At 43.9% G+C, this 24799-nt stretch carries 19 protein-coding genes and 2 pseudogenes; 9 read left to right on the forward strand and 12 right to left on the reverse strand.

Annotation, left to right across the window (positions count from 1 at the left end):
• The first annotated feature begins 2 nt into the window (after positions 1 to 2).
• From GS3922_RS07875 to GS3922_RS07885, 3 genes are all read left to right on the forward strand, one after another.
• Positions 3 to 1913 (forward strand): vWA domain-containing protein, encoded by a 1911-nt coding sequence (locus tag GS3922_RS07875; protein ID WP_063165891.1) that lies wholly within the window; start codon positions 3 to 5, stop codon positions 1911 to 1913.
• Positions 1914 to 1931: 18 nt separating this feature from the next.
• On the forward strand, positions 1932 to 3173 hold the full coding sequence (locus GS3922_RS07880; protein ID WP_063165892.1) for a DHH family phosphoesterase: 1242 nt from the start codon (positions 1932 to 1934) through the stop codon (positions 3171 to 3173).
• A gap of 260 nt (positions 3174 to 3433) precedes the next feature.
• Positions 3434 to 3628 (forward strand): hypothetical protein, encoded by a 195-nt coding sequence (locus tag GS3922_RS07885; protein ID WP_063165893.1) that lies wholly within the window; start codon positions 3434 to 3436, stop codon positions 3626 to 3628.
• Positions 3629 to 3746: 118 nt separating this feature from the next.
• Here GS3922_RS07885 and GS3922_RS07890 read toward each other — a convergent pair whose 3' ends face one another.
• A complete protein-coding gene (locus tag GS3922_RS07890) occupies positions 3747 to 4802 on the reverse strand; it encodes a sulfite oxidase (RefSeq protein ID WP_063165894.1) in 1056 nt (351 codons plus the stop codon).
• Between the two features lie 347 nt (positions 4803 to 5149).
• On the opposite strand from GS3922_RS07890, the gene GS3922_RS07895 reads away from it, so the two are divergent.
• Positions 5150 to 6055, forward strand: coding sequence for a tyrosine-type recombinase/integrase (locus tag GS3922_RS07895; RefSeq protein ID WP_033005840.1), 906 nt, complete (start codon positions 5150 to 5152; stop codon positions 6053 to 6055).
• Positions 6056 to 6094: 39 nt separating this feature from the next.
• Here GS3922_RS07895 and GS3922_RS07900 read toward each other — a convergent pair whose 3' ends face one another.
• The 4 genes from GS3922_RS07900 to GS3922_RS07910 form a co-directional block, all read right to left on the reverse strand.
• On the reverse strand, positions 6095 to 7549 hold the full coding sequence (locus tag GS3922_RS07900; protein ID WP_063165895.1) for a tyrosine-type recombinase/integrase: 1455 nt from the start codon (positions 7547 to 7549) through the stop codon (positions 6095 to 6097).
• Between the two features lie 251 nt (positions 7550 to 7800).
• Positions 7801 to 8289, reverse strand: coding sequence for a hypothetical protein (locus GS3922_RS07905; protein WP_063165896.1), 489 nt, complete (start codon positions 8287 to 8289; stop codon positions 7801 to 7803).
• A gap of 1032 nt (positions 8290 to 9321) precedes the next feature.
• Entirely contained in the window at positions 9322 to 9651 is a 330-nt protein-coding gene (locus GS3922_RS17955) for a hypothetical protein (protein ID WP_174539024.1), read from the reverse strand.
• An 88-nt stretch (positions 9652 to 9739) separates the two neighbouring features.
• Entirely contained in the window at positions 9740 to 10045 is a 306-nt protein-coding gene (locus tag GS3922_RS07910; RefSeq protein ID WP_225995632.1) for a hypothetical protein, read from the reverse strand.
• Between the two features lie 382 nt (positions 10046 to 10427).
• Between GS3922_RS07910 and GS3922_RS17600 the strand changes: the two genes are divergently transcribed.
• Positions 10428 to 10970 (forward strand): hypothetical protein, encoded by a 543-nt coding sequence (locus tag GS3922_RS17600; RefSeq protein ID WP_143424846.1) that lies wholly within the window; start codon positions 10428 to 10430, stop codon positions 10968 to 10970.
• Positions 10971 to 11115: 145 nt separating this feature from the next.
• On the opposite strand, the gene GS3922_RS18485 is transcribed toward GS3922_RS17600, so the two are convergent.
• The 3 genes and pseudogenes from GS3922_RS18485 to GS3922_RS07920 form a co-directional block, all read right to left on the reverse strand.
• A complete protein-coding gene (locus tag GS3922_RS18485) occupies positions 11116 to 11286 on the reverse strand; it encodes a P-loop NTPase family protein (protein WP_412728534.1) in 171 nt (56 codons plus the stop codon).
• Positions 11276 to 11497 carry an ATP-binding protein gene (locus tag GS3922_RS18490; protein WP_413229272.1) on the reverse strand — a complete coding sequence of 74 codons (222 nt, stop codon included), beginning with the start codon at positions 11495 to 11497 and terminating at the stop codon, positions 11276 to 11278. The genes GS3922_RS18485 and GS3922_RS18490 overlap by 11 nt, the downstream gene beginning before the upstream one ends.
• A 482-nt stretch (positions 11498 to 11979) precedes the next feature.
• A pseudogene (locus GS3922_RS07920) lies at positions 11980 to 12930 on the reverse strand (IS701 family transposase); the annotation flags it as partial.
• 152 nt (positions 12931 to 13082) lie between these two features.
• Between GS3922_RS07920 and GS3922_RS07925 the strand changes: the two are divergent.
• From GS3922_RS07925 to GS3922_RS07935, 3 genes are all read left to right on the forward strand, one after another.
• Positions 13083 to 13634, forward strand: coding sequence for a DUF6431 domain-containing protein (locus tag GS3922_RS07925; protein WP_063165897.1), 552 nt, complete (start codon positions 13083 to 13085; stop codon positions 13632 to 13634).
• A gap of 153 nt (positions 13635 to 13787) precedes the next feature.
• Positions 13788 to 15038 (forward strand): IS481 family transposase, encoded by a 1251-nt coding sequence (locus tag GS3922_RS07930; protein ID WP_063165536.1) that lies wholly within the window; start codon positions 13788 to 13790, stop codon positions 15036 to 15038.
• Positions 15031 to 15831 (forward strand): ExeA family protein, encoded by an 801-nt coding sequence (locus GS3922_RS07935; protein ID WP_063165537.1) that lies wholly within the window; start codon positions 15031 to 15033, stop codon positions 15829 to 15831. Before GS3922_RS07930 ends, GS3922_RS07935 begins: the two co-directional genes overlap by 8 nt.
• Before the next feature lie 207 nt (positions 15832 to 16038).
• Here the strand turns inward: GS3922_RS07935 and GS3922_RS17605 are convergent.
• A pseudogene (locus tag GS3922_RS17605) lies at positions 16039 to 16278 on the reverse strand (IS701 family transposase); the annotation flags it as partial.
• Between the two features lie 1527 nt (positions 16279 to 17805).
• Between GS3922_RS17605 and GS3922_RS07945 the strand changes: the two are divergent.
• On the forward strand, positions 17806 to 17994 hold the full coding sequence (locus GS3922_RS07945; RefSeq protein WP_047818379.1) for a hypothetical protein: 189 nt from the start codon (positions 17806 to 17808) through the stop codon (positions 17992 to 17994).
• 882 nt (positions 17995 to 18876) lie between these two features.
• Here the strand turns inward: GS3922_RS07945 and GS3922_RS07950 are convergent.
• The 3 genes from GS3922_RS07950 to GS3922_RS07960 are packed head-to-tail and all read right to left on the reverse strand — an operon-like array spanning position 18877 to position 24721.
• A complete protein-coding gene (locus GS3922_RS07950; protein ID WP_063165899.1) occupies positions 18877 to 21939 on the reverse strand; it encodes a type I restriction endonuclease subunit R in 3063 nt (1020 codons plus the stop codon).
• A gap of 35 nt (positions 21940 to 21974) precedes the next feature.
• Entirely contained in the window at positions 21975 to 23177 is a 1203-nt protein-coding gene (locus tag GS3922_RS17200) for a restriction endonuclease subunit S (RefSeq protein ID WP_063857306.1), read from the reverse strand.
• Positions 23174 to 24721 (reverse strand): type I restriction-modification system subunit M, encoded by a 1548-nt coding sequence (locus GS3922_RS07960; RefSeq protein ID WP_063165900.1) that lies wholly within the window; start codon positions 24719 to 24721, stop codon positions 23174 to 23176. The genes GS3922_RS17200 and GS3922_RS07960 overlap by 4 nt, the downstream gene beginning before the upstream one ends.
• Between the last annotated feature and the right edge of the window lie 78 nt (positions 24722 to 24799).

Raw genomic sequence — 24799 nt, forward strand, 5'->3', positions numbered from 1 at the left:
ACATGGAACGGTTTATGATGTTCAACGACCAGCCGATCGATTCGTTTTTGGTCATGGAGCTTTCCGATCTCGCCCAAACGCTTGCCCGCGACCGCGGCTGGACGGTGGAGTTTGCCGCTCATTCCGGCGTTCATCTAGCGAAGCAGACGATATATGTGAGCCAATTTTGGGGTGTCTACCCGTCGCCGGACAAAGAGCAGGCGATGAAAAGCGATGTGGTCTTGCGAATGATCGGCACGCGCCGGCATACCGATGCGGGTGCCGTCCGCGCCTTCCGGCAAACGGCGGAGGCGCAGCCGCTGTCTAAACTGTCCAAACAATTGTTTTCCTTTGCTGAAGATCTCCGTTTGGAAGCGGTGTGTGAGCGGGAGCGGCCAGGTTTGAAGCGATGGTTTCGCGCGCGCCGCCGCCTATACCGCCGCTATTTCACCCAGCAATGGCAAGCAAACCGAACGCGGTGCGCCTTGGCTGATCAATTTTTAGCGGCCATGTATTTGCGGCTGACCGCGGATTCGCCGCTTGATGATGTCCCGCTTGTTCCGATGGCAGATGAGGCGAGACAAGCGCGCCTTGAAGCGCTATGGCCGCAATTTTATGACGTCTCATCGACGGCGGAAACAGCCCGCTGGACGCTGACGATTGTTGCGCTGATGGAGAGCGTGCTGCCCGATGATATGGTGAACACCTATACGTCGCTGCCGATTGTCGACGACGGGGAAGACGAACGGAAGATGACGATTCACGACTTAAAGCGAACCGATCCGTTGGAAAACCGCGACACATCGAACGATTCCTCAAACGGTGACGTGTACCGGCAAGTGATGCCGACTTGGCACCGGGAAACGAGCCGAACGGGCGGAAATTTTCTCCGTTTCGAGCTTGAGCGCGGCACCCGCACCGGAATGCTTGGCGACGGGGCGCGGCCGGGGGATGACAGCGACCAGGCGCTCGCCATCGTTCAAGGAACGTCCCGACCGACGAATCGAAATGAATATGGCCTCGAAGCGCACGCCTCCTTTGACGATCATCCCCGCACCAGAAGCGGCGCTCCGTATGGCGAGGCGAACCGTCAAGCCGAGCTCGTGCTTCTTCCTTCCCCACCGCCAAGCCCGCTCCATCTCGAGCAGTACCGCGCCAAGCAGGCGGCGGTGGCGCCGTACCGGAAACGGCTCGTGCGCGTGATGGAGCAATGGCTTGAGCATCAGCGCAGCGCTTGGCGCACAAACTTGCCCGCCGGGCGGCTGCGCAAACAGCTGGTGCCGTTTTTCACCGATGAGCGGCCGCGCTTGTTTTACAAAAAAGGCGAGCCAGCGCGGCGGTTTGATGCAGTATTTGGATTGCTTGTCGACTGCTCCGCCTCGATGCACGACAAAATGGAAGAGACGAAAACCGGTCTTGTCCTTTGCCATGAGGCACTGAAAACGTTGCGGGTGCCGCATGCCATTGTTGGATTTTGGGAAGATGCGAACGAAGCAACCGCCTCTTGGCAACCCAACTACATGCAAACGGCTGTATCGTTTCGCCGATCATTGGGGCCATCAAGCGGCCCGGCAATCATGCAGCTTGAGCCGCACGAAGACAACCGCGACGGATTGGCCATCCGCTGGATGACGGAACAGCTCCTTGGCCGTCCGGAAGCGCAAAAAGTGTTGCTCGTGTTCTCCGATGGCGAGCCGGCCGCATACGGCTACGAACAAAACGGCATCATCGATACGCATGAAGCGGTCGCCGACGCGCGCCGTCGCGGCATCGAGGTCGTCAACCTCTTTTTAGGGCGCGGCGCCGATGACGAATCGACGCGGCGGACGATCGAAAACATTTACGGTCGTTTCCGCGTCTTCGTGCCGCATGTCAGTGAACTGACGGACCGGCTGCTTCCGCTTTTGAAAATGTGGCTGCAAAGAAGCTTGTGATAAAAAGGATGGGAAGCGATGATCAAATTATTTACCGACAGCGATTTAGACGGCATCGGCTGCGGGTTGCTCGCAAAGCTGGCGTTTACGGAAGTCAACATTTCGTTTTGTTCCTACCGGAATCTAGATGAGCGGGTCGCTCAGTTTCTGCAAAGTGAAGAAGCAGAGAGCGCTATGCTGTTTATCACCGACTTGGCCGTCGGCAAGGACGTCGAAGAGCAGCTTGCCGAACGGGCGAAGCGTGGCGGCCATGTGCAAGTCGTCGACCACCACGTAACAGCGCTTCATTTCAACAACTACCCGTGGGGCTGGGTCGTACCGACCGATGACAACGGCAAAAAAACGTGCGCGACCTCGCTCTTTTACGATTACCTCGTCCGTGAAGGAAAACTGACACAAAGCGACTCGCTAGCAACATTTGTCGAGCTCGTCCGCCAATATGATACATGGGAATGGGAAGAAAATGGAAATCTACAGGCGAAGCGGCTTAATGATTTATTGACGATTTTAGGACTCGACGGCTTTTGGGAGACGATGAGCGAACGGCTTTCCTCCGGCGAACCGTTCACCTTGACCGAAACGGAAGAGTTGCTTTTGGATATGGAGGAAAAGAAAATTCAGCGCTACATCCGGCAAAAACAAAAGCAGCTCGTCCAACGCTCACTCGGCGACTATTGCATCGGTGTTGTATTCGCTGAACGGCATTTGTCGGAACTTGGCAACGCCTTATCAAAACGATACCCGCACCTTGACTTGATCGCGATGGTCAATATGGGGACGAAACATATCGGTTTTCGCACCATTCACGATGATGTCAACGTCGCTGAATTCGCTCGGCAGTTTGGTGGCGGCGGCCATCCGAAAGCGTCCGGTTGTTTTGTCGATGATGCGACATTCCCGCTCTTTGTCGTCGAGACGTTCCCGCTGTTGCCGGTTTACGGCGATGCGGAACAAAACCAGCTGAACAAACGGGACGAAGCGGAAGGGGTGTTTTGGACGAACCATCACGGCCAATGGTGGTTGAGCCGCCGGACGGAACAAGGTTGGAGTTTGCATGCCGATGGGGGGGAGGCCCGTACGTTTCCTGAAGAAGCCACGGGCGAACGCTGGCTGAAGCGGCAGTTTGCGGCAGGCCTTGCCCACGATGCCGCTGTGCTTGAATTTCTAAGCGCGCGGCTTGGGCGGGACAAAGACGCCATTCAGGCCGACTACCCGGCAGCCGTCAAACAATACAAGCAACAAACCGGCATTGGGGATTGATGCCGGTTTTCTTTGTTGTAAATGCATCTCTTTTCAATGGCATGGATTTCCTCCATTTACCGTTTGTCCTCTTCGGTTGTTTCCTTTTTGAACCATTGGGAACGGAACGGCCGGCAACGGCAACCCGCAGTTTCCGGAATGCCCCGGAAACTGCTTTTTCACAGCAACGCGGTGCAGAAAATGTTAACATAATTGTAACAGTTTTTGTGTTTAGGAAAAACAGTCTTTAATTATAATATGTATATGGGGAGGTGAGGAGGATGAAACAGTATGTCTTTTCCTTCTACACAGATCAAGGAAAGACGGTTTCGTGGGAAGAGACCATCTTGGCGTCCGGAATGATGGAAGCCTTTTCAAAAGCCCAACGGATGCTGATCAAATATAACCAGGAAAAAGGCGTGCCAGTTCGCATTCGGTATAAAGGTGTCCGCTATCGCCATACCGATATTGCATGATACGGAAAGTTAGAAGAAAGGATGGGAACATGCTCTCCCTGCGACTATCGACACGCAGCGGATAACGTGCAGTGTTTCTTGTAAGTGATTCAAGAAACCCTGCACGTTTTTATGTTGGTCAGGTGATTTGCACCCGCACGCGCGAAATGGCGTGATAGCCGTATCCTTTCCGATTCCAAAGCGGATGCGGCGGTTGCGTTCGCCCCGCTGAATCAGTCGCCCGCACCAAAATTTCGTAGTCTCCTGGACGGTCGGCGTTCCATTCCCATTGCCAATGCACCCATGCATACGGTTCATGATCATCACGGCTTACTTTCGCTTCCCTCCACGTCCGTCCGCCATCGAGGCTCACCTCGACACGGGTAATAACGCCCCGTCCTGTCCAAGCAATGCCTTCCACCTTTAGCGGACCGCGCCGATGAATCGAGCGATCGAGCGGAAACTGAATGAGCGAATTGACGCGAATGGTCGTCACCGGCCGTTTGCCGTCATCCCGATCCGGATGAGGATAATACATATAGTCGATGGATTGAAACGGACCGGTAAACGGGTGATCGGTGACGATGATGTGCGCGAGCCATTTGACTGACGCCATTCCGTACCACCCGGGCACGATCAGGCGGAGCGGATATCCGCGCTGAAGCGAAAGCGGGGCGCCGTTGTACGCATACGCAATCATCGTATCCGGATGCAGCGCTTTGGCCAGCGGCAAGCTGCGCACATACGAAAATACGCCGTCCATATCGGGGCGTAGTCCCTCATCTGCACCGACAAACACAACCTCGGCCGCTCCCGGCCGCACCCCAGCCCGCGCCAGCACTTCGCGAAGCGGCACGCCCGTCCAAGCCCCTTGGCTCAATGCGCCTCCTTCCCATTGCTCCCCAAATGGGGGAGGGGAGAACTTCGCCCGCTGGTTGCCTGCGCACTCGAGCACCGCTGTGATCGTCTTGGCTGGCATCGCTTTCAACTCGGCAAGCGAAAGGGACAGCGGAAACGAAACAAGCCCGCGAACTGTCAAACGATCGGGAAGACGCAGCGGATACGGAAAATGATTGCGGCGAAACACATACCGTTCCGGTACGAAACGCAAACGGTGCAAAAACCAAATCGGCGACTCTTGATTTTCCGGCACAACGCTCCTTGTCAACAAATACGGACGAGCTCTCGTCATCATCGCGCACTCCTTTAACCGGGATAGGCTCGCTATCATGCGTATGCAACGGGACAGTCGGTTCATGCCGGATGGAGATTTTTTTGTTTCTGTCTCACTATCACGAGATTACTTGTCAACGAAACAAACGTTTATATAACTTCTTATAATTTATATTATGTAAACTTATCAATTTCCCCGAAATTTGAGGGTTTCTTCCCTCAAGTACCCATAAAATCAATTATCCGGAACTTGTTAACCTAAGTTCCTCATAATTTTTTGTGTCTACGAATTATCATTTTTTAAACGAATTATCATTATTTTTTTATCGATTATCATCGGTCGTTGATTATCAACTGGAGGTGTTTTTTATGTTGTTTCGACAAGCCATTGATGAATTTGTGTTGTACTTGCAAATTGAAAAAAACTATTCACTTAACACCGTTGATGGTTATGCGTATGATTTGAGATGTTTCGAGAACTTCTTAATTCAACACGGTTATTCTGTACAACTTCATGACATTACAAAAACGCATGTTCGTCGCTTCATCCAGCATCAGATTACAAAAGAAAACGTCAAACCTAGAACGGTCTATCGGAGAATTTCTTGCTTGAAATCGTTCAGTAAATACTGTGTCAAAGAAAATCTAATCGACAGCGATTTTATGATCGGAATTGATACTCCTAAAACGGATAGCAAATTACCGACTTATATGTCTTTGTCTGAACTACGAAAGCTGTTCCATTTTTTGGAGCAAGACAATAGCCGAATGGCGATGCGAAACCATCTTCTATTTAAACTGTTAGCCACTACGGGTATGCGAAGATCTGAAATTGTTGAACTAACTTGGGAACAAATTGATTTATCGAACAACACGATACGCATATATGGGAAAGGAAAAAAAGAGCGCTTACTCCCCCTTCATCCCATGGTTGTCCCTTTAATTAAGAGCTATATGGGAAGTTTAGAAGAATATCAGCTCCATCCTTCCCAACCGGTATTTTTAAATAAAAACGGTAAAAAACTGAATCCGCGTGGTTTACATAAGATATTTAAAGAAATCTTACAAAAAGCTGGTCTGCCACCTCAACGGTTCTCACTCCATCATTTGCGGCATACGTTTGCTACCTTGTTGATACAAGAAAATAAAGAAAATGTTGATTTGCGTACCGTACAAGAACTACTCGGCCATGAAAGTTTAGTCACGACGCAAGTATACACGCATGTTGACTTTGAGCAAAAGAAAAAAGCGATTGAAACATTTAACATATTTTAAAACCTGCTTAGTACGGAAATAACTACCCTAGCCGGGTAGTTATTTCATGTGAATATGAGTTGGCGGATACAAAGGCACTGGATGCGTGAGATCGTACGACATTGAGTGCATTCCATGAGTTTGCTGATAAGGCATTGGAGCATGGGGAAAATACCCTTGCTGCGCCATAGCAATCTGATTATAAAGTTCTGGTGCTTGAAATGTAAAATAATCAGAATGATTATTCCCTGATTCTTTAAGTATTTTTTGCTGTAATGCAGCAAATGCATACTTTACGAGATGTTCTTTAAACAGATTGATGTAATTTTTGTTTTTCAATTGATTCGAATAAACTTTAGGAATTTCATCAAAAATTTCTTCTAAATCTAGAGTGATATTATAATTAGATTCAAGTTCCATAGTGGTTTCAAAAAGAGTTTCGATTATTACTTGGGCCGCTCGAATTTCTTTAATATACTTTGCATCGCTTAAAATATAATGCTGCAGAGCGCCAAGCTCATACCTGGAATGGCCAAGTAAAAACCTGATGGCATCATCTGAGACCCCCATTTCATGAAACAATGTAGAAAGAGTGTATCGTAATCCGTGCGGTGTGAAATACTTCTCTGTTTTACGGATGATTTTGTTTCTTCTTCCCTTCTCTTTTGCATGATTATGATTTTCCTTATTCTCTGGTTGTTCATATTCTACTTTTATCCATCCCAAATGTTCACATACTTTATCGATTATATAATTCATCTGCTTGTTAATGAGCGGCTTTCCTCTCAAGCCGTATAACAATGCATCATTTGGTTCCATGTGTTCAATATATTGGGTGAGTAATTTCATGAGCTTAGGTGGTAATGGAATAAAGAAGTCTTTGTTTTTGCTGTTTGGCGAATTGTCAGTGTGTTTATCCCCTTCCTCTAGATATTGGTCAAGAAGTTTATCTTCTTTTACTCGATCTTTTTTTGGATCGAACTCATAAACTAGACCGTTCATAGTAGTAGAGACTGAACGAACGGTTAGTTTTTCGAGCGATGTGACTCTGAGAGCAGTAAACATATCTATTAGGGTTGGAACTAATACATTAACACCTCTTTCTTGCAACTCAAACGCAGCTTTGTAAACTTGGTATAATTCGATGATATTTAATGCTCTCGAATGATGTTTTTGTTTATTAGAATCTGTGATTTTTAATGCTGCGAATGGATTTCCGTTAATAACTCCGAGCCGGTTATAATGCGTAAACATAGATTGCATCGTTGCCTGATGTTGTTTTATCGTTCTCGGACTATAGCCTTGTTTTCGTTGATCATTTTCCCATATCTTCACAAATTCATAATCGATATTCTCAAGCACTGGATTTAACCCTTGGTTTAACATATATTCTGACATGTAAATTACATTTTTACGGTAGGTACGTCTAGTGTTTTTTGACCAAAACTGGCTTTTTTCATATTCATTAAAAGCCTCAATTAAAGTAGATTTAGCTGAAATATTTGTCTTGCTCATGATCTATTACCTCCGTATAAAAATAATTGAACTTAAAATACAAAAAACCCCAAGCCAAACACCGCTACTTCTTATGCGTGTATATACGCATAGGTAGCGCTGTAAAGCTTGGGGTTTTCCCTTGTCGTATATTAAGTTATTCATTTGTTTTGTATTTTATCAGATTATGATGAAAAGTCAACAATTATTTTGCAAAATATAATAATAAGAGCAAAGAATCTGCAATCATAAGTGACGATTATTACCAATCATCAGCCATCCTTTTCTTTTAAATCAACCTTGTAATATTCCAACCCTCTTTGCAGCAAAACATTTACTAGTGCATTTATTTTAAATGATTTTTCTATACTTAGATTTTTTATTGTGTTATACATTTTTTCTGTTAAGAAAAAGGTCTTCTTCTCTTTTAACAACGAATGATCTACTTTTAAGTAATCTTTGAACATTTTATATTCCAAATCGAAATTCTCTTCAACGTTTATTGGCGTTCGATTTTCTTGTTTCTTTTTTACAAAGGGTTTATCAACTAATAAAACGACGATTCTACTTTTTACATCTCTACTCAATGATTCTTCTGGTGCAATACCTTTATATTTATATTCATTTTCTTCTTGATCAAATTCAATTGCTGCATTTGCCAGTTTTCTTTCTAAGTCTTTTTCATTTATTCCTGCCATAGCTGCAACTTCTGCAATTGATTTTCCGTTGTTTAACTGTTCTAATGCTTCTATTAATTTCATTTAAATCACCTCCGATTGTTTTAAACATTATAACTTCGCTTGTGCTAAATTTTAATAACTTTTGCAGAATATTTGTGGCAATTTATAGCCATATAAATTCAGATGTGCTACGGATTCTGAAAAGAATGTATTCAAAATTTATCATGATATTTTGATCAATCTATACTTAATCGATGGCCTTATCAGCAGTTTTACAATGCCCGGTCGAACGATACAAATAAAAGATACGAATTAAAATACATCCGCCCCATCACTTATCGAAATAGTATTGGCCGTCATGCAACCTTTCTTTTATTGAACGATTTAAAAGTGCATTTTTTCCATTCGGCTCAAACGAAAAGCTAAAATATTTAACATTGAGCCACAGATTCATAGGGTTAACTGGGTACATTAAAACCTACCCAGTTAACTGTATGAACAACTTCATATACCTAATAGTTTAAAAATGGCTTCAGATCAAGTGTTCTAAAATTTAGAAGAATGACCTATCCAGACGAGTATTACTATATCCCGACTCCTAATTTGACCCAAATTTTTTAATAAAATAAATTACATTTTTCGGATGGATATAACATTATTTGATAATAAAAAAACCAGTATCAAATTGATACCGGTTAATCATTCATCATAGTAATTTTTATTTTTTTACATATTTCCCGTACTAAATCAAATCTTTTTACATAAATCCCGTACCGAGAAAAATTCCGCACTGAGACCACAGTTTTTACTTAAATCCCGTACTGAGCTTTTACAAAATTCCCGTACCAAAATAATAGTTTTTACATAAATCCCATACCAAGCTAATGAAAACTATAGATTTCCGCAAATAAATACACTTTTTGTTCAAGCATTCATCATGTTTTAACTGTACACCCTACAGGATTTTTCATGCGTGTATGATCGTTTCACGTTTAAACGAAGGGTCTTCTATACCTGTACTTATATATTCAAAATCCCCATTAAATAAAAGATAGAGATCTATTTCTATCCAATCATCAGATTCTCGCTTACCTAAAAGAATAAGTGACTGTTCTAATTCTTGCCTGTTCCATCTACAACATTAATTTGGTCTAATTCTATTTGGATACGTTCCAGAACATTTGCTTTTACTATTGCCACCGGTATAGTGGCTTTTTGCGTTTCTGTACCCCCAAGTTCCAAAGCTAATTTATATAACGGATAATCATTTTGTAATAGTTGAATATCTTCTGTTTCAACTTTCGGTTTTAATGCAAATCGGACTGATTGATCCGTTTTTGATAAAATCTGTTCTAAACATCGATAAGATGAGTCGTTACGTCTAACAGTGGCGAATGCGATGCAATCATGATGAAGAAGATGTAGATTTGATTCGATGGCCATGGGGATCTATTGTTCGGTACCATGAAAAGAAACGAAAAAAAATGACCCCCGTTGAACTGCACTTCAACGGGAGTCATCTTTGTTTTCTTTAGAACTTCATCATAATTTTCATATTCCCTCCGCTGTTGCTAACAAATCGATTATTCTCATCAAATGCAAGAGGTCCTATCGCTGGAAAAACAAACAGACTATCTCCCTCACGCATTCTTTCTTCATAACGTATTCTGGCAATTGCCCATGCTTCCTCTAATGACAAAGCCCCCACGACATCCATTAATTCGTCTTTCTCTTTTGTTCTAAGAACGACATAATACTGATTCATAAATAATCCCTCCATCAAAAATGTTGATAAATAAAAAACATCGGCAAGAATGCCAACGACTGTTTTCGCCATACATCCTTACCGATGATTTTTCACCATTTTTCTGGACCAAAAAGGCCTTCTGTTATATTAATTGTAAAAGGAAAGAAAAGTAAAAAACAAAATCGATTATCTATTATCATTCTATCTTACCCTTTGCCTTTTTTTAACCCATTTCATCGAATTTCTCCCTGTAAAATAACAAATCTGCTCGACAAAAGTGAAGACTGGGTAGATAACATAATGGCCACCTAGGTAGGGAATTCAATATAGAGGCAAGCAAAAGAAACTTAAAGTATATTTGTAGTAATGAAATGAAAAAGAAACGGGAAGAAGTACGAATACATCCAAGAGAAAAATTAATCGAATAATCAAATGACAATGTCCAGATGACAAACAGGAGCGAGAGGAATAGGTGGAAAGTAGTTTTTACATATTTTCCGTACCAGCCATCCCCTTCTTTTTACAAAAATCCCGTACCAGCAAAGCACTTTTTACAAAATTTCCGTACCAGCAAAGCACTTTTTACAAAAATCCCGTACCAGCAAGGACTTTTTACAAAAATCCCGTACCAGCAAGGACTTTTTACAAAATTTCCGTACCAGCAAAGCACTTTTTACAAAAATCCCGTACCAGCAAGGACTTTTTACAAAATTTCCGTACCAGCAAAGCACTTTTTACAAAAATCCCGTACCAGCAAGGTACTTTTTACAAAAATCCCGTACCAGCAAGGCACTTTTTACAAAAATCCCGTACCAGCAAGGTACTTTTTACAAAAATCCCGTACCAGCAAGGCACTTTTTACAAAAATCCCGTACCGGCAAAGCACTTTTTACAAAATTTCCGTACCGAGAAGAGGTTTTTACATATTTTCCGTACCCCGAGTTCGACAGTCCATTTTAGGCAAGGACAATTTAGAAAAAGCCTTTTAAGTCTATACACTAGAAAAATACGTTGATTTTCGTAGGCACACACTTCGTATGTCAAGGTTGATTATATTTTCCCCAAAATCGCCGGTTTAACATTCCCCAGAAAGATCTCATGGAACCCTTTGTTTTTCTTTTTTGGATCCTCTTTTCCTGTAATCGATAGCTTTCCCCTCTTTAGGTAATGGAATGACGCAGCAATCGATCTAACATCGCCCGAGTCTCCCACAATTTCTTCCCATTCCCCAGAGCTTTTGTTGGGATATGCTCGTACCGCTGGGTGATCACTAGAAATAAGCAATGAGCGCTGTTCGGATCCAGTTTTAGGTACCCCATTTCATCGATCATGAGAACAGTTGGCTTCACAAAGACAGGAAGCTTTTTCTCCAACTTTCTGACTGCCTCTTCTTAACTGAGTGACCAAATCACGGGCGGTAACAAAATACGTTTGATATCCTCTTGCTATTGCCTCCATTCCAATCGAAATCACCAGGTGTGTCTTTCCAATCCTTGGTGGGCAGAGAAAAAGGATATTTTCTTTTCGGTCAATACACGACAACGTAAGCAGTTCTCGAATCCATCACTCATCCAACGAAGGTTGCGCGGTAAAAACGTATGGATCGTCTTGCGATACGGCAGTTTGGACTTTGATGAGCGTTTGGATCGATCGTTCCTGTCTTTTGACAATTTCCGCCTCTAATAAGCGAATAAGCGGAACAAAAACTCCGAATATGGCATATTAAGAGTAACTACGTATTCTACCATGGAGAATCATCGTTCCTCCGTGACAAGCAAATGGAATCGGTGACCATACTCGTGTATTCGTTCTTTCATGATCTTTCCCTTCTCAGGAATGCGTCATAACTCGTGATCATGAACCATTGCTCCTCTTATTGACATTATAGTTCTATTGTAAGTGAGGAATTTTATTCAGCTATATTGGGATTTTATCATCTGCTTTAACACATTATATATGGAACTGTAGATGAGTATTTTTCATTACAGTAATTTCCATTCCCTAAGAGACAAACAGGGGACCCCTTAGGCGACATGGAGCTGTTTTTTGATCACATCAATGGGAATATCTTGCTTTGCGGCGTCATAGATGAACTCGACGACGCTGTGCCCTTTCCGAGACCGAAGAAGCTCCAGGCCGGAAGAGATGTCTTGTTGAGATTCCGCGATGCTGTATACGCAGGCTAACAGCACCACGACCCAATACCGTTTCACCGCCCGAACGTGGCGAACACGGTACCCATCGAGCTTCAGCTGGTCTTTTGCCTGCCGGAAAAAGCATTCGATCGTCCAGCGCTGGGCATAGTAACGCAAGATGTCTTCGTCACTCAGCTCCCGGTCGGTGCTCAATATGACATGGAGATGATCCGGCGTCATCGGTTGATCCGCCTTCCAAGCCAGCAGCACCACCGCGTCATCAAGACCGTTGAGCGCGCCTTCGTAGCGGTAGACACGATAGCGCTCGTTCCCCACCGTGACGAGGCGGGTGTCGTTGGGCTCGATATAGCGGGCAAACTCCTTCGCTTGGATGGCGATACCTTTCGGGTAGAGAATCCGGTTCGTCTTGAGCATGGCGATGACATGGAATCCTTGTTTCAGACAGGCTTCGATGAGCGCTTGGGACGGATACCATGAATCCATGAGCACATACACCGGCTGAGCCCGCTTCCTCTTGAGCGAGGAAAGCATCTCGATCGCCAGGTCGATTTTGCTTCTTCCCGATGTCTTGTCATACAGACGAAAGGCGAACGGAAACGCTTGCGTGAAGGTGTGCACCATCAGCCAAACAAGCGAATGCCCCCAGACCAATTGATGATCGCTGTGAGAGAAATGCCAGTCACACCCTTGAATGGCGTGCGTTGCCCGTGACGAAGGCTTCGTTTTTTGGCAAATGGTATCATCAATCGAAAGGAACAGGGGTTGATTCGTCCGTTTGGCCAGGCGTTCGATCTGGCGAAGAACCCACTCCTGAAGCTTCTTGTAAATTATCACTTTATTTTGGAATAAAAGAAGCATTTTTTTGCACATTTCTTCAGAAAGCCCTCTCCCCTTTTCTGAAGGAATGTGCTAATTTTTTTGTGAATTGTTTCGGACGAAGATTGCCATTCGTTTCAAGGGGGGGAGGAAGTGTGATCCAGTTTCACGACTTTGGCATTGACATTCAAACGTATACGGATCGTGGGAAAGAGAACGATTTTCCTGATGTAAACCAATGTCCCCACTGTCTATCCCGCCGCCCCTTGCACCGTCACGGATATTACCAACGCTATGCGTTGACGGCAGAGGGGGAGTATCGCCTTTGGATCGCGCGGTACCGCTGCCAAGAATGCCGCAAAACCGTGAGTGTGCTGCCTTCGTTCCTCCTCCCGTATGTTCAATATACCCCATCCGTCATCTGGCAAGCGGTCAAAGCATGGCTCGAAACGCCAAGACGAGGAGCGAAGACCAAACAGGTTGGTTTTCCCACCAAGGGGGTCATTTTGTTTTATGTCCGACGATTTTTCCGGAATCTCCCCCGCTTGCATCACGTGGCGGCGAGGAGATGGGGGATCATCGGCCCTGTGGGGAACGCAAGAACCGAACGGGCGGTCTGGTGGATGCAGATCTTGGAGGGACGGGGGGTGGGCTCGATCATCCAAGACCTGTGGGCCAACGAGAGATGGCATCTGTTTGCAGATTAAACCGTTTCCCAATTTTACATTAAAAACCAAAAAAGGGGACTGTTGATGTTTCCACAAACCCTTCCTCTCGACGAATCTCGAGCCGTTTCGTAAGATAGGGGGCAGAGGGACCGGGACGGTCCAAAATCACAGAGAGGCAAGGAGGAGATCCGGATGGATGAATCGATGAGACACGATATCGCCCTGTTTCGGTACGGGCTGATCGCTCCGTTGGTGAATGGGCAGGTGGAACCCAAAGCGTATTTGAATGAGGTGGGCGGGCGAGTGCACTCGATTCCTCATCAAGGGGACAAACTCATTGCGACGAAGACGATTCTGGATTGGTGTGCTCGATACAAAAAAGGGGGCTTCGACGCCTTGAAGCCGAAGCGCCGTTCGGACCGCGGCCGCTCCAGACGTCTGTCGCCCGATGATGAGGATCATATTCTAGCATTGAGGAAGGAACATCCCACCATGCCCGTTACCGTTTTCTATGAACAACTCACCAAGCAGGGGGACATTCCTACCACCCTCTCATATTTTACTATATATCGACTGTTGAAAAAACACAACCTAGTGGGAAAAGAAATCTTGCCGATGCCGGAGAGAAAGCGTTTTGCGTATGACCAGATCAATGAGCTATGGCAAGGAGACTTATCCCATGGACCCACGATTCGCGTCCATGGGAAAGCCCAGAAAACGTTTCTGATCGCTTATATCGATGACTGCTCGCGGTTGGTGCCGTACGCGCAGTTTTTCCCTTCGGAGAAGTTTGACGGGCTGCGGGTCGTCACAAAGGAAGCGGTGATTCGTTGCGGGAAGCCGAAACGCATTTACTCGGACAACGGGAAAATTTATCGATCCGAGGTGCTGCAGTATGCGTGCGCCGAGATGGGGATTACGCTCATCCACACCCAGCCGTATGACCCGCAAAGCAAAGGGAAAATCGAACGGTTCTTCCGCACCGTACAGACGCGGTTTTATCCGCTGTTGGAGCTGAATCCGCCAAAGTCGCTTGACGAGTTGAACGAGCGGTTTGGGAAGTGGCTTGAAGAAGAGTATCACCGAAAACCACACGCCTCACTGGACGGAAAAACGCCGCATGAGGTGTTTCAGTCCCAAGTGGAACGAGTGGTGTGGATCGAAGACATCGACTGGCTGGATGCGATTTTTCTGAAACGGGAGCACCGCAAGGTGAAAGCCGATGGCACGATCACCCTGAATAAACAGCTATACGAAGTGCCGCCTCGGTTCATTGGGCAATCGATTGAGCTCCGCTATGACGAACGAGGCGTCTATGTGTACGAAGACGGCAAACGAGTAGCGGAAGCCATTCGGGTGCGTTTGGAGGATAACGCCCATGTGAAGCGTCACCGGTCGCCGTTTGCGGCAGTTCCAGCGAAGGAGGGAGAACACGGTGTATAAATCGTTCTACTCTCTTTCGCGGGAGCCGTTTGCGAAAGAAACCGCCCCGTCCGAGGCGTATCAAGGGGCAGCGTTTCAAGAAGCGCTGCGGGCGCTGGAGTACGTGAAACGAACCCGGGGAATCGGGCTGTTGACCGGAGAACCGGGGGCGGGCAAGACATTCGCCCTTCGGGCGTGGAAAGAATCGTTGTCCCCTTCTTTGTATCACGTAGTCTACTTCCCGTTATCGACCGGAGGCGTGATGGATTTTTACCGCGGGCTGGCCCTTGGGTTGGGGGAAGAACCGAAATACCGCAAGGTGGATCTCTTCCGCCAAATCCAGCAGGCCATTGAGCGGTTGTATCATGAACGGCGGATCACACCGGTGTTGATATTGGACGAGATGCATTTAGCGAAGGATGCCTTTTTACAGGACATCGCCATCTTGTTCAACTTTGAGATGGATTCAACCAACCCCTTTGTCTTGATGTTAGCTGGGCTGCCCCATTTACAGGGGAAGCTGCGGCTCAATCAGCACCGCCCTCTCGATCAGCGGATCATCATGCGATGCCGGATGGGGCCGCTCGAGAAGGAGGAGGTGGCGGGCTACATCGAGCATCGGATGAAACAGGCCGGGGCGAAGCATCCGATCTTCACTCCATCGGCGTTAGAGGCGATTGCCCTGCAGTCGCGGGGATGGCCTCGGGTGATCAACACGTTGGCTACGACATGCCTGCTGTACGGGCATCAGCTGAAAAAGGACGTCATTGACGAAGAAGTGGTACGCATGGCCACAGAGGAAATGGGGTATTAGCACGAAAGGGGCCGAATCGGCCTCTTTTGTGCTTTCTCTTTTCCATCGGTCCACCAGGCGCGCTGGAAATCTTCATCTGAAAGAGCGTGCAAACGTTCCGAAAGAATGTGCAAAATCCGGAACAATCCGCAAAAATTTTGCACATTATTTCGGAATCCGCCTGAAATAATTTGAAAAAGGGATTCTGAAATAATGTGCTAATTTACACTTCTCAAGCAGTTTTTCCTCGTTCCAAGGGCTTTTCGTGAAAAAGTGGCTGAGCGTGGTTCGATGATTCGGATGAAAACTCCAGTACCGGACATCCGTCAATGTCCCCGAAAATCCCTTGGTCGTCAAGGCGTCGACAAGATGAACGAGATGCTTGATGACCGGCTTCGAGAAATAAAGCGCCAATCCCAGCGTCATGAAAAACTTGTGGATTCCTTGATGATGTGCTAATCTATTCATGAGACATGAACCTCCTTGTGGGTAGTTGGTAGCACATCTATTCTAACCAAGGAATCGGGTTCATGTCTCCTTTTTTGTTTAGTTTGTAAATTTATGTTAGCAAATTTGCTCATCTACAGTATGGAATTTATATACCGCAATGTTCTATACTTTTTTCTTGTAAAAAACAAACGGTAACGAAAGTGCGTATCGATTCATCGTAGCCATTCGGTTTTCCTTGTCCTGATCCTCCTGTGTTTTTACTCATTTTTCCTTTTTGTTTCCTATATGCGTTACCACGTCGATCACTTCAGAACAGAATGGTTTAGCACCATGGCTGCTTGTTGGTCCCTAATTGGGACCAACAAAAGAGACGAATCATCGTGCCGAATAATGATAAGGTATTTCCAAATGTTGAACACAAGAGGGAGAATAGGGCCTGCTGATCTGCAGAAAAGAATATGTGGGATGAAATACGATTCCTTGTTTACCAATGGTCGGGCTTACGGAAAAATGGATCCGTAGGTCACAAAGGGGCAGGGGGATGTATTTGCGGATTCAGACAAAATGGTGTTGATGGAACCTATCGTTTCATAAGGTTAACTGGGTATACAATAACTTACCCAGTTAACCCTATGAACAACTTCATTCCCCTTTTCTTTCCACAACCGCGTCAAATCACGGTTTTTTATAAACAAAATCCCCCTTTCCAAGAAGAGAATTAGGATCTCACATCTCCAAATCCGCTCCTGATTTTTGAATGCCCCCGACGTTTTATCAAGAGTGTTTCCATTGTAAACTTATGAAGATACTCATCGACAAATGGATGAAATTTTTACGGAGTGTTTCAATGGCTGGTCACTATTTCTGTATCAGAACAATCATCAAACTCCCACTCCTTTCATTCATAGACGCAAAGGAATTCGTTGAAAATGGATCATGTATAGGTACCTATTGCTCGTCACGATGATTAGAAATAAAAAATGACGTCTGTCAGAATCACGATAAGCGTCAGCTCGATTGCCCCCTTTTTAACCCTTCACTTCGAACTTCTTCCTGCAAAATAACCAATCCACTCCACTTTTTTGATCTGTTGAGCGGATTTTATCCGTTATGGTGAAGATTTCCCCTATAATAAACAGCGGCCGCGTCACCCGTTCCATCCCTCCGTCATCGATGATTTGGACTTATCCCTATTCCCTCTCACTTTTATTTTTTGTCTGACATAAAATATCCATAAACATAGGCTTGCCCATTGGCCAGCCTCATCCACTCTCAGTCATGACCGTCTTCCTTTTTCAGGATATAGTTGAACATCATCACTTGAAAAGAGATTTGGAGGCTTTGTATATCGGTTTTACATGCCATGTCCTATGATATGAAAGAGGCCATATTTCTTTCTGTTTTCTTCGCCCAATACAGGGCTTGATTGGCTTTCTCCAGAAAACCGCTTATCGATTCCCCAAGAGTTATGGTATCCTTATCACAAAGGCAACATCAAGGCGGCTAAAATAAATCCAAACCCCAATCGAAAGGAGCAACCAAAGCATGGATGATAGCAAAGAATATTGTCCGTTTTGCGGGGCTGATTTGCAAGGACCACCGATCCCGAAAGAAATCCAGCATCATTACGGCGCTACTCATGGATCCAGAAAAATCGGTATTTACAGTCGGGAAGAAGATCGTGTCATCAAATGGCAATGTCCGGATTGCGGAAAGGAATGGGAGCGGGAGTGAATCCCCTTTTTTCTTTTTTTACTTTCAATCCTGACAGTATGAGGTCCAGTGCAAAGCAGATTCAAACAACGTGTTGTAGATTCCGATTTTCCATTCCCTCTACCGTTTCGTTTGGTCGTGGCTGCACCAGCTAGCTCCATCCACTTACCGTTGGCTTTTTGTTTACGGCAAAATAAATGGACAGAGAGCGGATAGGAATTTTCCTATATCACTTGAACGCGGAAGTGTTGGGGTGATTGCTTCTTAGGTAAAGCAGCCCTTGATACGGCGCTTTACTACGCCCGCAGCGGCTTCATGTCAAACGGACATTCTCTACACTTTTTACAAAACGCTGCTTTTTTTCTTTACGGTCCACACATGCCTGCAGTATCCTTCAACAAATTGAACATACACTCGAACGGTGGCAAGCACCGTTCTCAATATTACAAAATTTTACAATAAAAAAATAGAAACAATATATATTACCTCTGATATAAATAAAAAACGTGTGATGAGGTGTCCGTTAAATAAAAAAGTTTTTTATGAAGAGGACAAGAAAGGAGTTGAAGTGTCCTCCAACACCTCAACTCCATCAGCGCAGCATATCCGTTAGATAAACGGTCTTTGTAGTACACGGTGAATAATAAAAATCCATCTGAACTTTTTCCATTTTAATTAAGTGAGTGGTTGTTTAGTGCAAAATGAAAGTACAGAGTTCTGCAACCGAAAAGTGCAGAGCTTTTCATTATATAAAAAAGACTTGCCAGCCCCTAAAATCCCCTCCGCCACTGTTACGATTGTGAAGAATAAAACAGTGGAGTGATAAAAAGGATGCTGGCAATGTCCGACACTCATCCTATCAAACATTTACGTGACAAAAAAAGCGCGATCCTATTCTCGTTGTCATGCATTCATCGGCCAGTCTTTGTATTGCTGCTCGGCTTGTTCCATGAATTTGTTTGTTAAAAATTGCAATTGTTGGCCGGTAATTTTTTCTTTGATGAGTACTTGCTTGACAGCCAATTTAACCTTCGCATAGACGTCCCGACGGTGTGGACTTGTCCAATCTACAGCTAATTGTTTCTTTAAGGCTTTGACCACCTTATGGATTAAACTAGCAAGAAACTCGTTTGAGAACGCTTCCTGCTCCATAGCAGTAATCGCTTTGTAAAATTCAATTTCTTCCTCTGACAATCCCAAATCGTGTCGCTTGCGTATTTCTTCTTCCATTTCTTTGCGCATGTTAATCATAACCCTGACCACATCGGCAGCCTGAATGACACGATTATGGTAATCCCTTAACGTTTTCTCTAGAAGTTCGCTTAACGCCTTTGACTGTGGGCTTCCTTGGCTAAATGTCACTTTGATTTGGTCCTCTAAAAGTTTTTTCAGCAACTTTAAGCGCAAGTCTACATGCTCTTTTTTCGTTAAATCTGCTAAGAATGCATCATCCAATATGCTGATATCTGGGCGTTCAATCCCTGCTATTTGGAAAATGTCAACAGTTTCTTTGGCCAATAGACTATTGTCAATCAGTTCTGATAGTCGCTCTTCTAACGTTTTGTTTTCCTTAGATCCCCCTGTTGACGGGCGTAAATGTTTGCGAAGCTGCGCTTTCATCATGAAATAAAGCATGACCTCATCTGCAAGTTCAAGTACTTCCGGCTGATGTTTCACCAGCTGATACGATTTTTCCAGTTTGGCAGCTGCTTGGATATATTCCTCGGGATCTCGGTTTAAAAGAATGTTAACAAGATCTGCAATGAAGTCTTCGCGCTCTATCTTTGGTTTTGCGCGCCAGTTTTGCACATCAATCTCACTTGGAATAAATCCTCTTACTGCCTTCAGATAATCCATGAAGATATTAACGGCCTCTGAAATATCATAAGTAGGACTTCCCGTGCCGCCACTTTGCGTATATTTATGAGTTGCTTCTTTCAGGGAAGTGGCGATTCCAATATAATCAACGACTACTCCGCCTTCTTTTCCCGGAAACACACGGTTTACACGGGCAATAGCTTGCATAAGATTGTGACCCCTCATTGGCTTATCGACATAAAGATAGGAAAGCGGTTTAGCGTCCATTCCTGTCAGCCACATATCGACGACAATGACAAATTTCAAAGGGTCTTCTGGATCACGAAGTTTGGCTTTCACTTCTTCTTGCTCTTTTTTCGATTTAATATGCGCATATTTGCTTCCCGGCTGAACCTCTCGCCACTCTTTAGGATCCTTTGATACATCTCCTGTCATAATCACTTCAACAGGAGGGCATTCTGGAATCTCTCTCAGATAATTATACAAATCCACCGCAATGCGCCGGCTCATGCAGACAATCATTGCTTTTTGAAACGGATTGGCGACTTGGTTAAAATGTGATACGATATCTTTGGCTAAACGACGGAGCCGTTTTGGAGTACCGACGACTTTTTCCAGAGCGACCCATTTTCTTTTATAGTTCTCTGACTCTTCATCGTCTCCCCCTGCTTCTTCGATAATTTCTCTGTATTTTTCATCAATGTCCTCAGTAGATAAATCAAGCGGAATTAGACGGCTCTCATAGTAGATTGGCAATGTCGCTTTGTCTTCGACCGCCTGAGCCATATCGTAGCGGTGGATAATATGTCCAAAAATTTCTTCTGTATTGTTATCAACAAAATCAACCGGGGTTCCCGTAAATCCAATATAGGAAGCGTTCGGCAAAGCATAACGCAACTGAGCGGCAAATCCGCCCGCAAAACCGGCTTGGGTGCGATGTGCTTCATCGGCAATCACAACAATGTTTCGTCTTTCCGATAAAATAGGGTGTCGGGTTTCTCCTTCTTTTTTACGGAATTTTTCAATAGTGGAGAAAATAATTTGTCCCGCTTCCCCTCTCAGTAATGTTCGCAACTGTTCGGTACTTTCCGCGTGATGCACATGGCCGATGTATGATTTCCCCTGCACAAACGTATCATGCAACTGTTCGTCTAGGTCATTACGATCCACTTGAATGACAATAGATGGATTTTCCATTTCCGGGTGGCGAGACAAAATTCCTGCGAAAAATAACATGCTTAGCGATTTACCCGAACCCGTTGTATGATACATTACCCCGATTTTCCGATCCCCATCCGGACGCGTTGCACGGATCGCTTCATTGACAGCGAAGTTTACGCCAAAAAATTGGTGATATTTCGCGCCAATTTTTGTAATTTTACTTCCTTCCTCCAAAAAGACAATAAAATTACGAATATAGTTTAATAGACGGTCTTTTGGAAATAATCCTTCAATCAGCGTGCGCATCGTATTGGCGCGGTTGTTATCGACATTTCGTCCATCAATCGATTTCCATGAGGCAAAGAAATCGTAATCGGCAAACGGCATTCCATGCTTCGTTTCCACGTTATCGGAAATGACAACAAAAGCGTTGTAGTTAAATAATTGCGAGATATCATACGTATAGTTTTGGATTTGGGTATATGCATCATAAACAGTCGCCTGCTCGTTGTTCGGGTTTTTTAACTCAAATACAATCATCGGCAAACCGTTAATATATATAACGATATCTGGACGGCGGGACATGCGTCCTTCAATCGGTAATTGATTGACCACTAAAAAGTCATTGTTCTCCGGATGTTCCCAATCGATCGGGAAAACATGAGGCGTGTACGTTTCATCGTTTACCTCATAAGAAAATTCAATTCCTTTCGTCAACATTTGGTGAAAATGCATATTTCGGTTAATCAGTTTTACCCCATCCGGCGCCGTCAAAATTTGAGCAAGCCTTTTGATTTCTTGTTCCGGTATGGCCGGATAAGCCTTCTTTAAGAAGGCTTCCAACCGACCGTAAAGAACTACCTCGTGAAGACTGTCCCGCTCTCCACGCTGAAACAATTCCTGCGCATGAAGATAGTCATAACCTAACCGTTTTAAACGTTCAATCGTCGTCTCTTCAAATTCCGTTTCACCTAGAGGTCTCGTCATGTTGCTTGCACCTCCTAGTCGAATCTATATCCAATTTAAAGTACTTCTTCTACTTGTTTTTCTGCTTTAGATACATCAATTTCACCTGATAAAAGGCGAGGGAGGAGATAGTCTCTAATGTCTTGTAACTCTTTGTTTTCTAAAGTGTTTGATAATATTTGTAAAAACATAGGTTTTACTTTCTTCTCAAATTTAATTGCAAAATCCTTATTAAACGGTAACTCTAATGATTTTAATGTATCTTTTGTTATAGTGTTAAATACAGAACCATGTGACTGACTAATCAAGGTATTTATTGAACTTTTTAAGGTTAAAAATACAAAACAGTCCAGTTCATCTTTTGCCTTTACTGCGTAGCACGATTGGTTCATAGTCATCTCTTTACCTATAATACTGATGTTTCCGATTGTACCTCTTGCCGATAAAACTGTTGAGAATGATGGTAATAATTTTGTGGAACTATTATTCAGCCCTGCTTCAGTTATTTTTTTCTCTGTTTCAATGATCACAGCTGAATTCAAATCCTTTACCGAAATCCAAGGAATATTACCATCCCAATATTCTGCAACTGTTGTTTTAGGTGTTCCTCCACCAATAATACTACCAAACTCCTCTATTGAAACTCTCTCTAAATCCCCATTCTCAACAAACCAATGTTTGTATAAGGTCATAGCCATTTCTTCTAATGTACTGTTAATACGTTTATTTAAAGTAATCTTATAGTTAATGGAGTGCAATATATCGCAGATTTTTCTCTGTACATTTATTGGTGGTAACAATATTGATAATTTTTTTAATGAATCAATAGTTATTGCTTTTTGCGTTGAACCTATTGTAATTTTATCTATTTCTCTTTTTCCTACATCAGATTGAAACCAATAATAAATATACTCACTTAAAACATCTGAACGAAAGTTTTTAAACCATGTTAAATTTCCGTCTTTAAAATAAAATTTATCTTCCTTTTTCACAAGATAGGGTACACCTAACGTACCCACAGATGTCAGTAATAAATCTCCTTCAATTGGTACACCATACTTTTCCTTTATCTCTTCATATCTTTCTGTAGATATATATAAAGTTTCATTTATCGGTTCATCATGATGTTTCTTAATAATTTCTTTTGATCTGTAGAAAGGAATACCCTCATTTACATATTCCTTCATAAATATCCTTTTACTTGAACTTATATCACAAAGATCTCCCATAGACTCTAATTTCCATTCTTTTTTTATCAAACCAATCCCTCCAAGTCTCTCTTAATCTTCTCTTGAAGGCGATTCGATTCTTCAAATTGTTCCAAGAGACGCTGTGTTAATTCAGCCATTTTTTCTTCAAATGGTATATCATCCTCATCTGATACTTCTGTTCCAACATAAATGCCCGGTGTTAATTTGTAGTCATTTGCCCGAACTTCTTCAATTGTTGCAACTTTACAGAACCCAACAACGTCTTCGTATCCTTCTGCCCCTTCGTATTTATAGGCACGATAAACGGCTGCGATTTTATCAATTTCCTCTTTAGACAACGCTTTTTGCTTACGACTAACGAGGGTTCCCATTTTACGAGCATCGATAAACAAAATTTCATTTTTTCTTGCCCGATAGCCGTTTTTGCCGTCACGGTTTTTGCTTAAAAAGAATAAGCAGCATGGAATGCCTGTTGTAAAGAACAGTTTTTCAGGCAATTGAACAATGCAGTCAATATATCCCTCGTCCACTAATTTTTGACGAACTTCCTTTTCCTCTTTGACATTCGTTGTCATCGCTCCGTTTGCCATGACAAATCCTGCGGTGCCTGCATCATTTAAATGGTATAGAAAGTGTTGCATCCACATATAGTTCGCATTGCTGTTTGTAACAGGCCCAATTAAGCGCGGGTCATTCTTTGATAAACGATCTGCTCCCCAATCTTTTTGGTTAAATGGCGGATTGGCAATAACGTAATCGGCCTTTAAATCAGGGAACTGATCGTTTAATAGCGAGTCTCCTAAGCGAATTTCTGCATTGATGCCATGCAACAAAATGTTCATTTTTCCAAGACGTACGGTCGTTACTACATTTTCTTGCCCGTAAAACGAAAGAGCGTGTTTGTTTGGAGCATATTCTTCACTTTGTATAAACATCCCACCGCTGCCGCACGCAGGATCAAACACAATCCCGCTTTTCGGCTCCAGCATAGCAACAAGCAACTTAACGATACTGGATGGCGTAAAGAATTCTCCGCCTCTGTTGCCTTCGGAAGCGGCAAAAGAACTAATAAAATACTCATATGTACGGCCCAATATATCTACACTGTCATCCGTATTGGCGCTAAATACATCACGAGAAAAAATTTCGATTAATCCTGCTACGTTTTCAGGTGGTAAGTTCGAACCTTGGTAAATTCGCGGCAATATCCCTTCCAGTTCTGGGTTTTCCTCTTCAAGACGCTTCATCGCGTTATCAAGAATCTCTTTGATATTTGGCTGCTTGGCGTTTTTCATAATATAAGACCAACTTGCTTCTTCAGGCACTACAAAGACGTTTTCCGCCTTATATTGGTCCGGATCGGTGATAATGACTTGCCGCATTTCATCATCTTCCGTATACCAATCGCTGCTTGGATCTTTTACGATTTGCTCTAATTCTTTTCGGCGCTTTTCATACTTGTTAGAAAGGTAGCGCAAAAAGATTAACGGAAGAACATAGTGTTTATAATCAGCAGGAGCCACACTCCCGCGCATTTTATTTGCCGCCTCAAACAAATCCTTTTGAAAATCGATGTCTGCTTTTACAGTCATACTCTGCCTCCTGTTTCTTTATCTTTTTCATACTAGGATTTGTTGAAAAACAAAAGTAAAGACTTGAAATCATTAGGA

Origin of the sequence: Geobacillus subterraneus (assembly GCF_001618685.1) — a bacterium.
Taxonomy (GTDB): Bacteria; Bacillota; Bacilli; order Bacillales; family Anoxybacillaceae; genus Geobacillus; species Geobacillus subterraneus.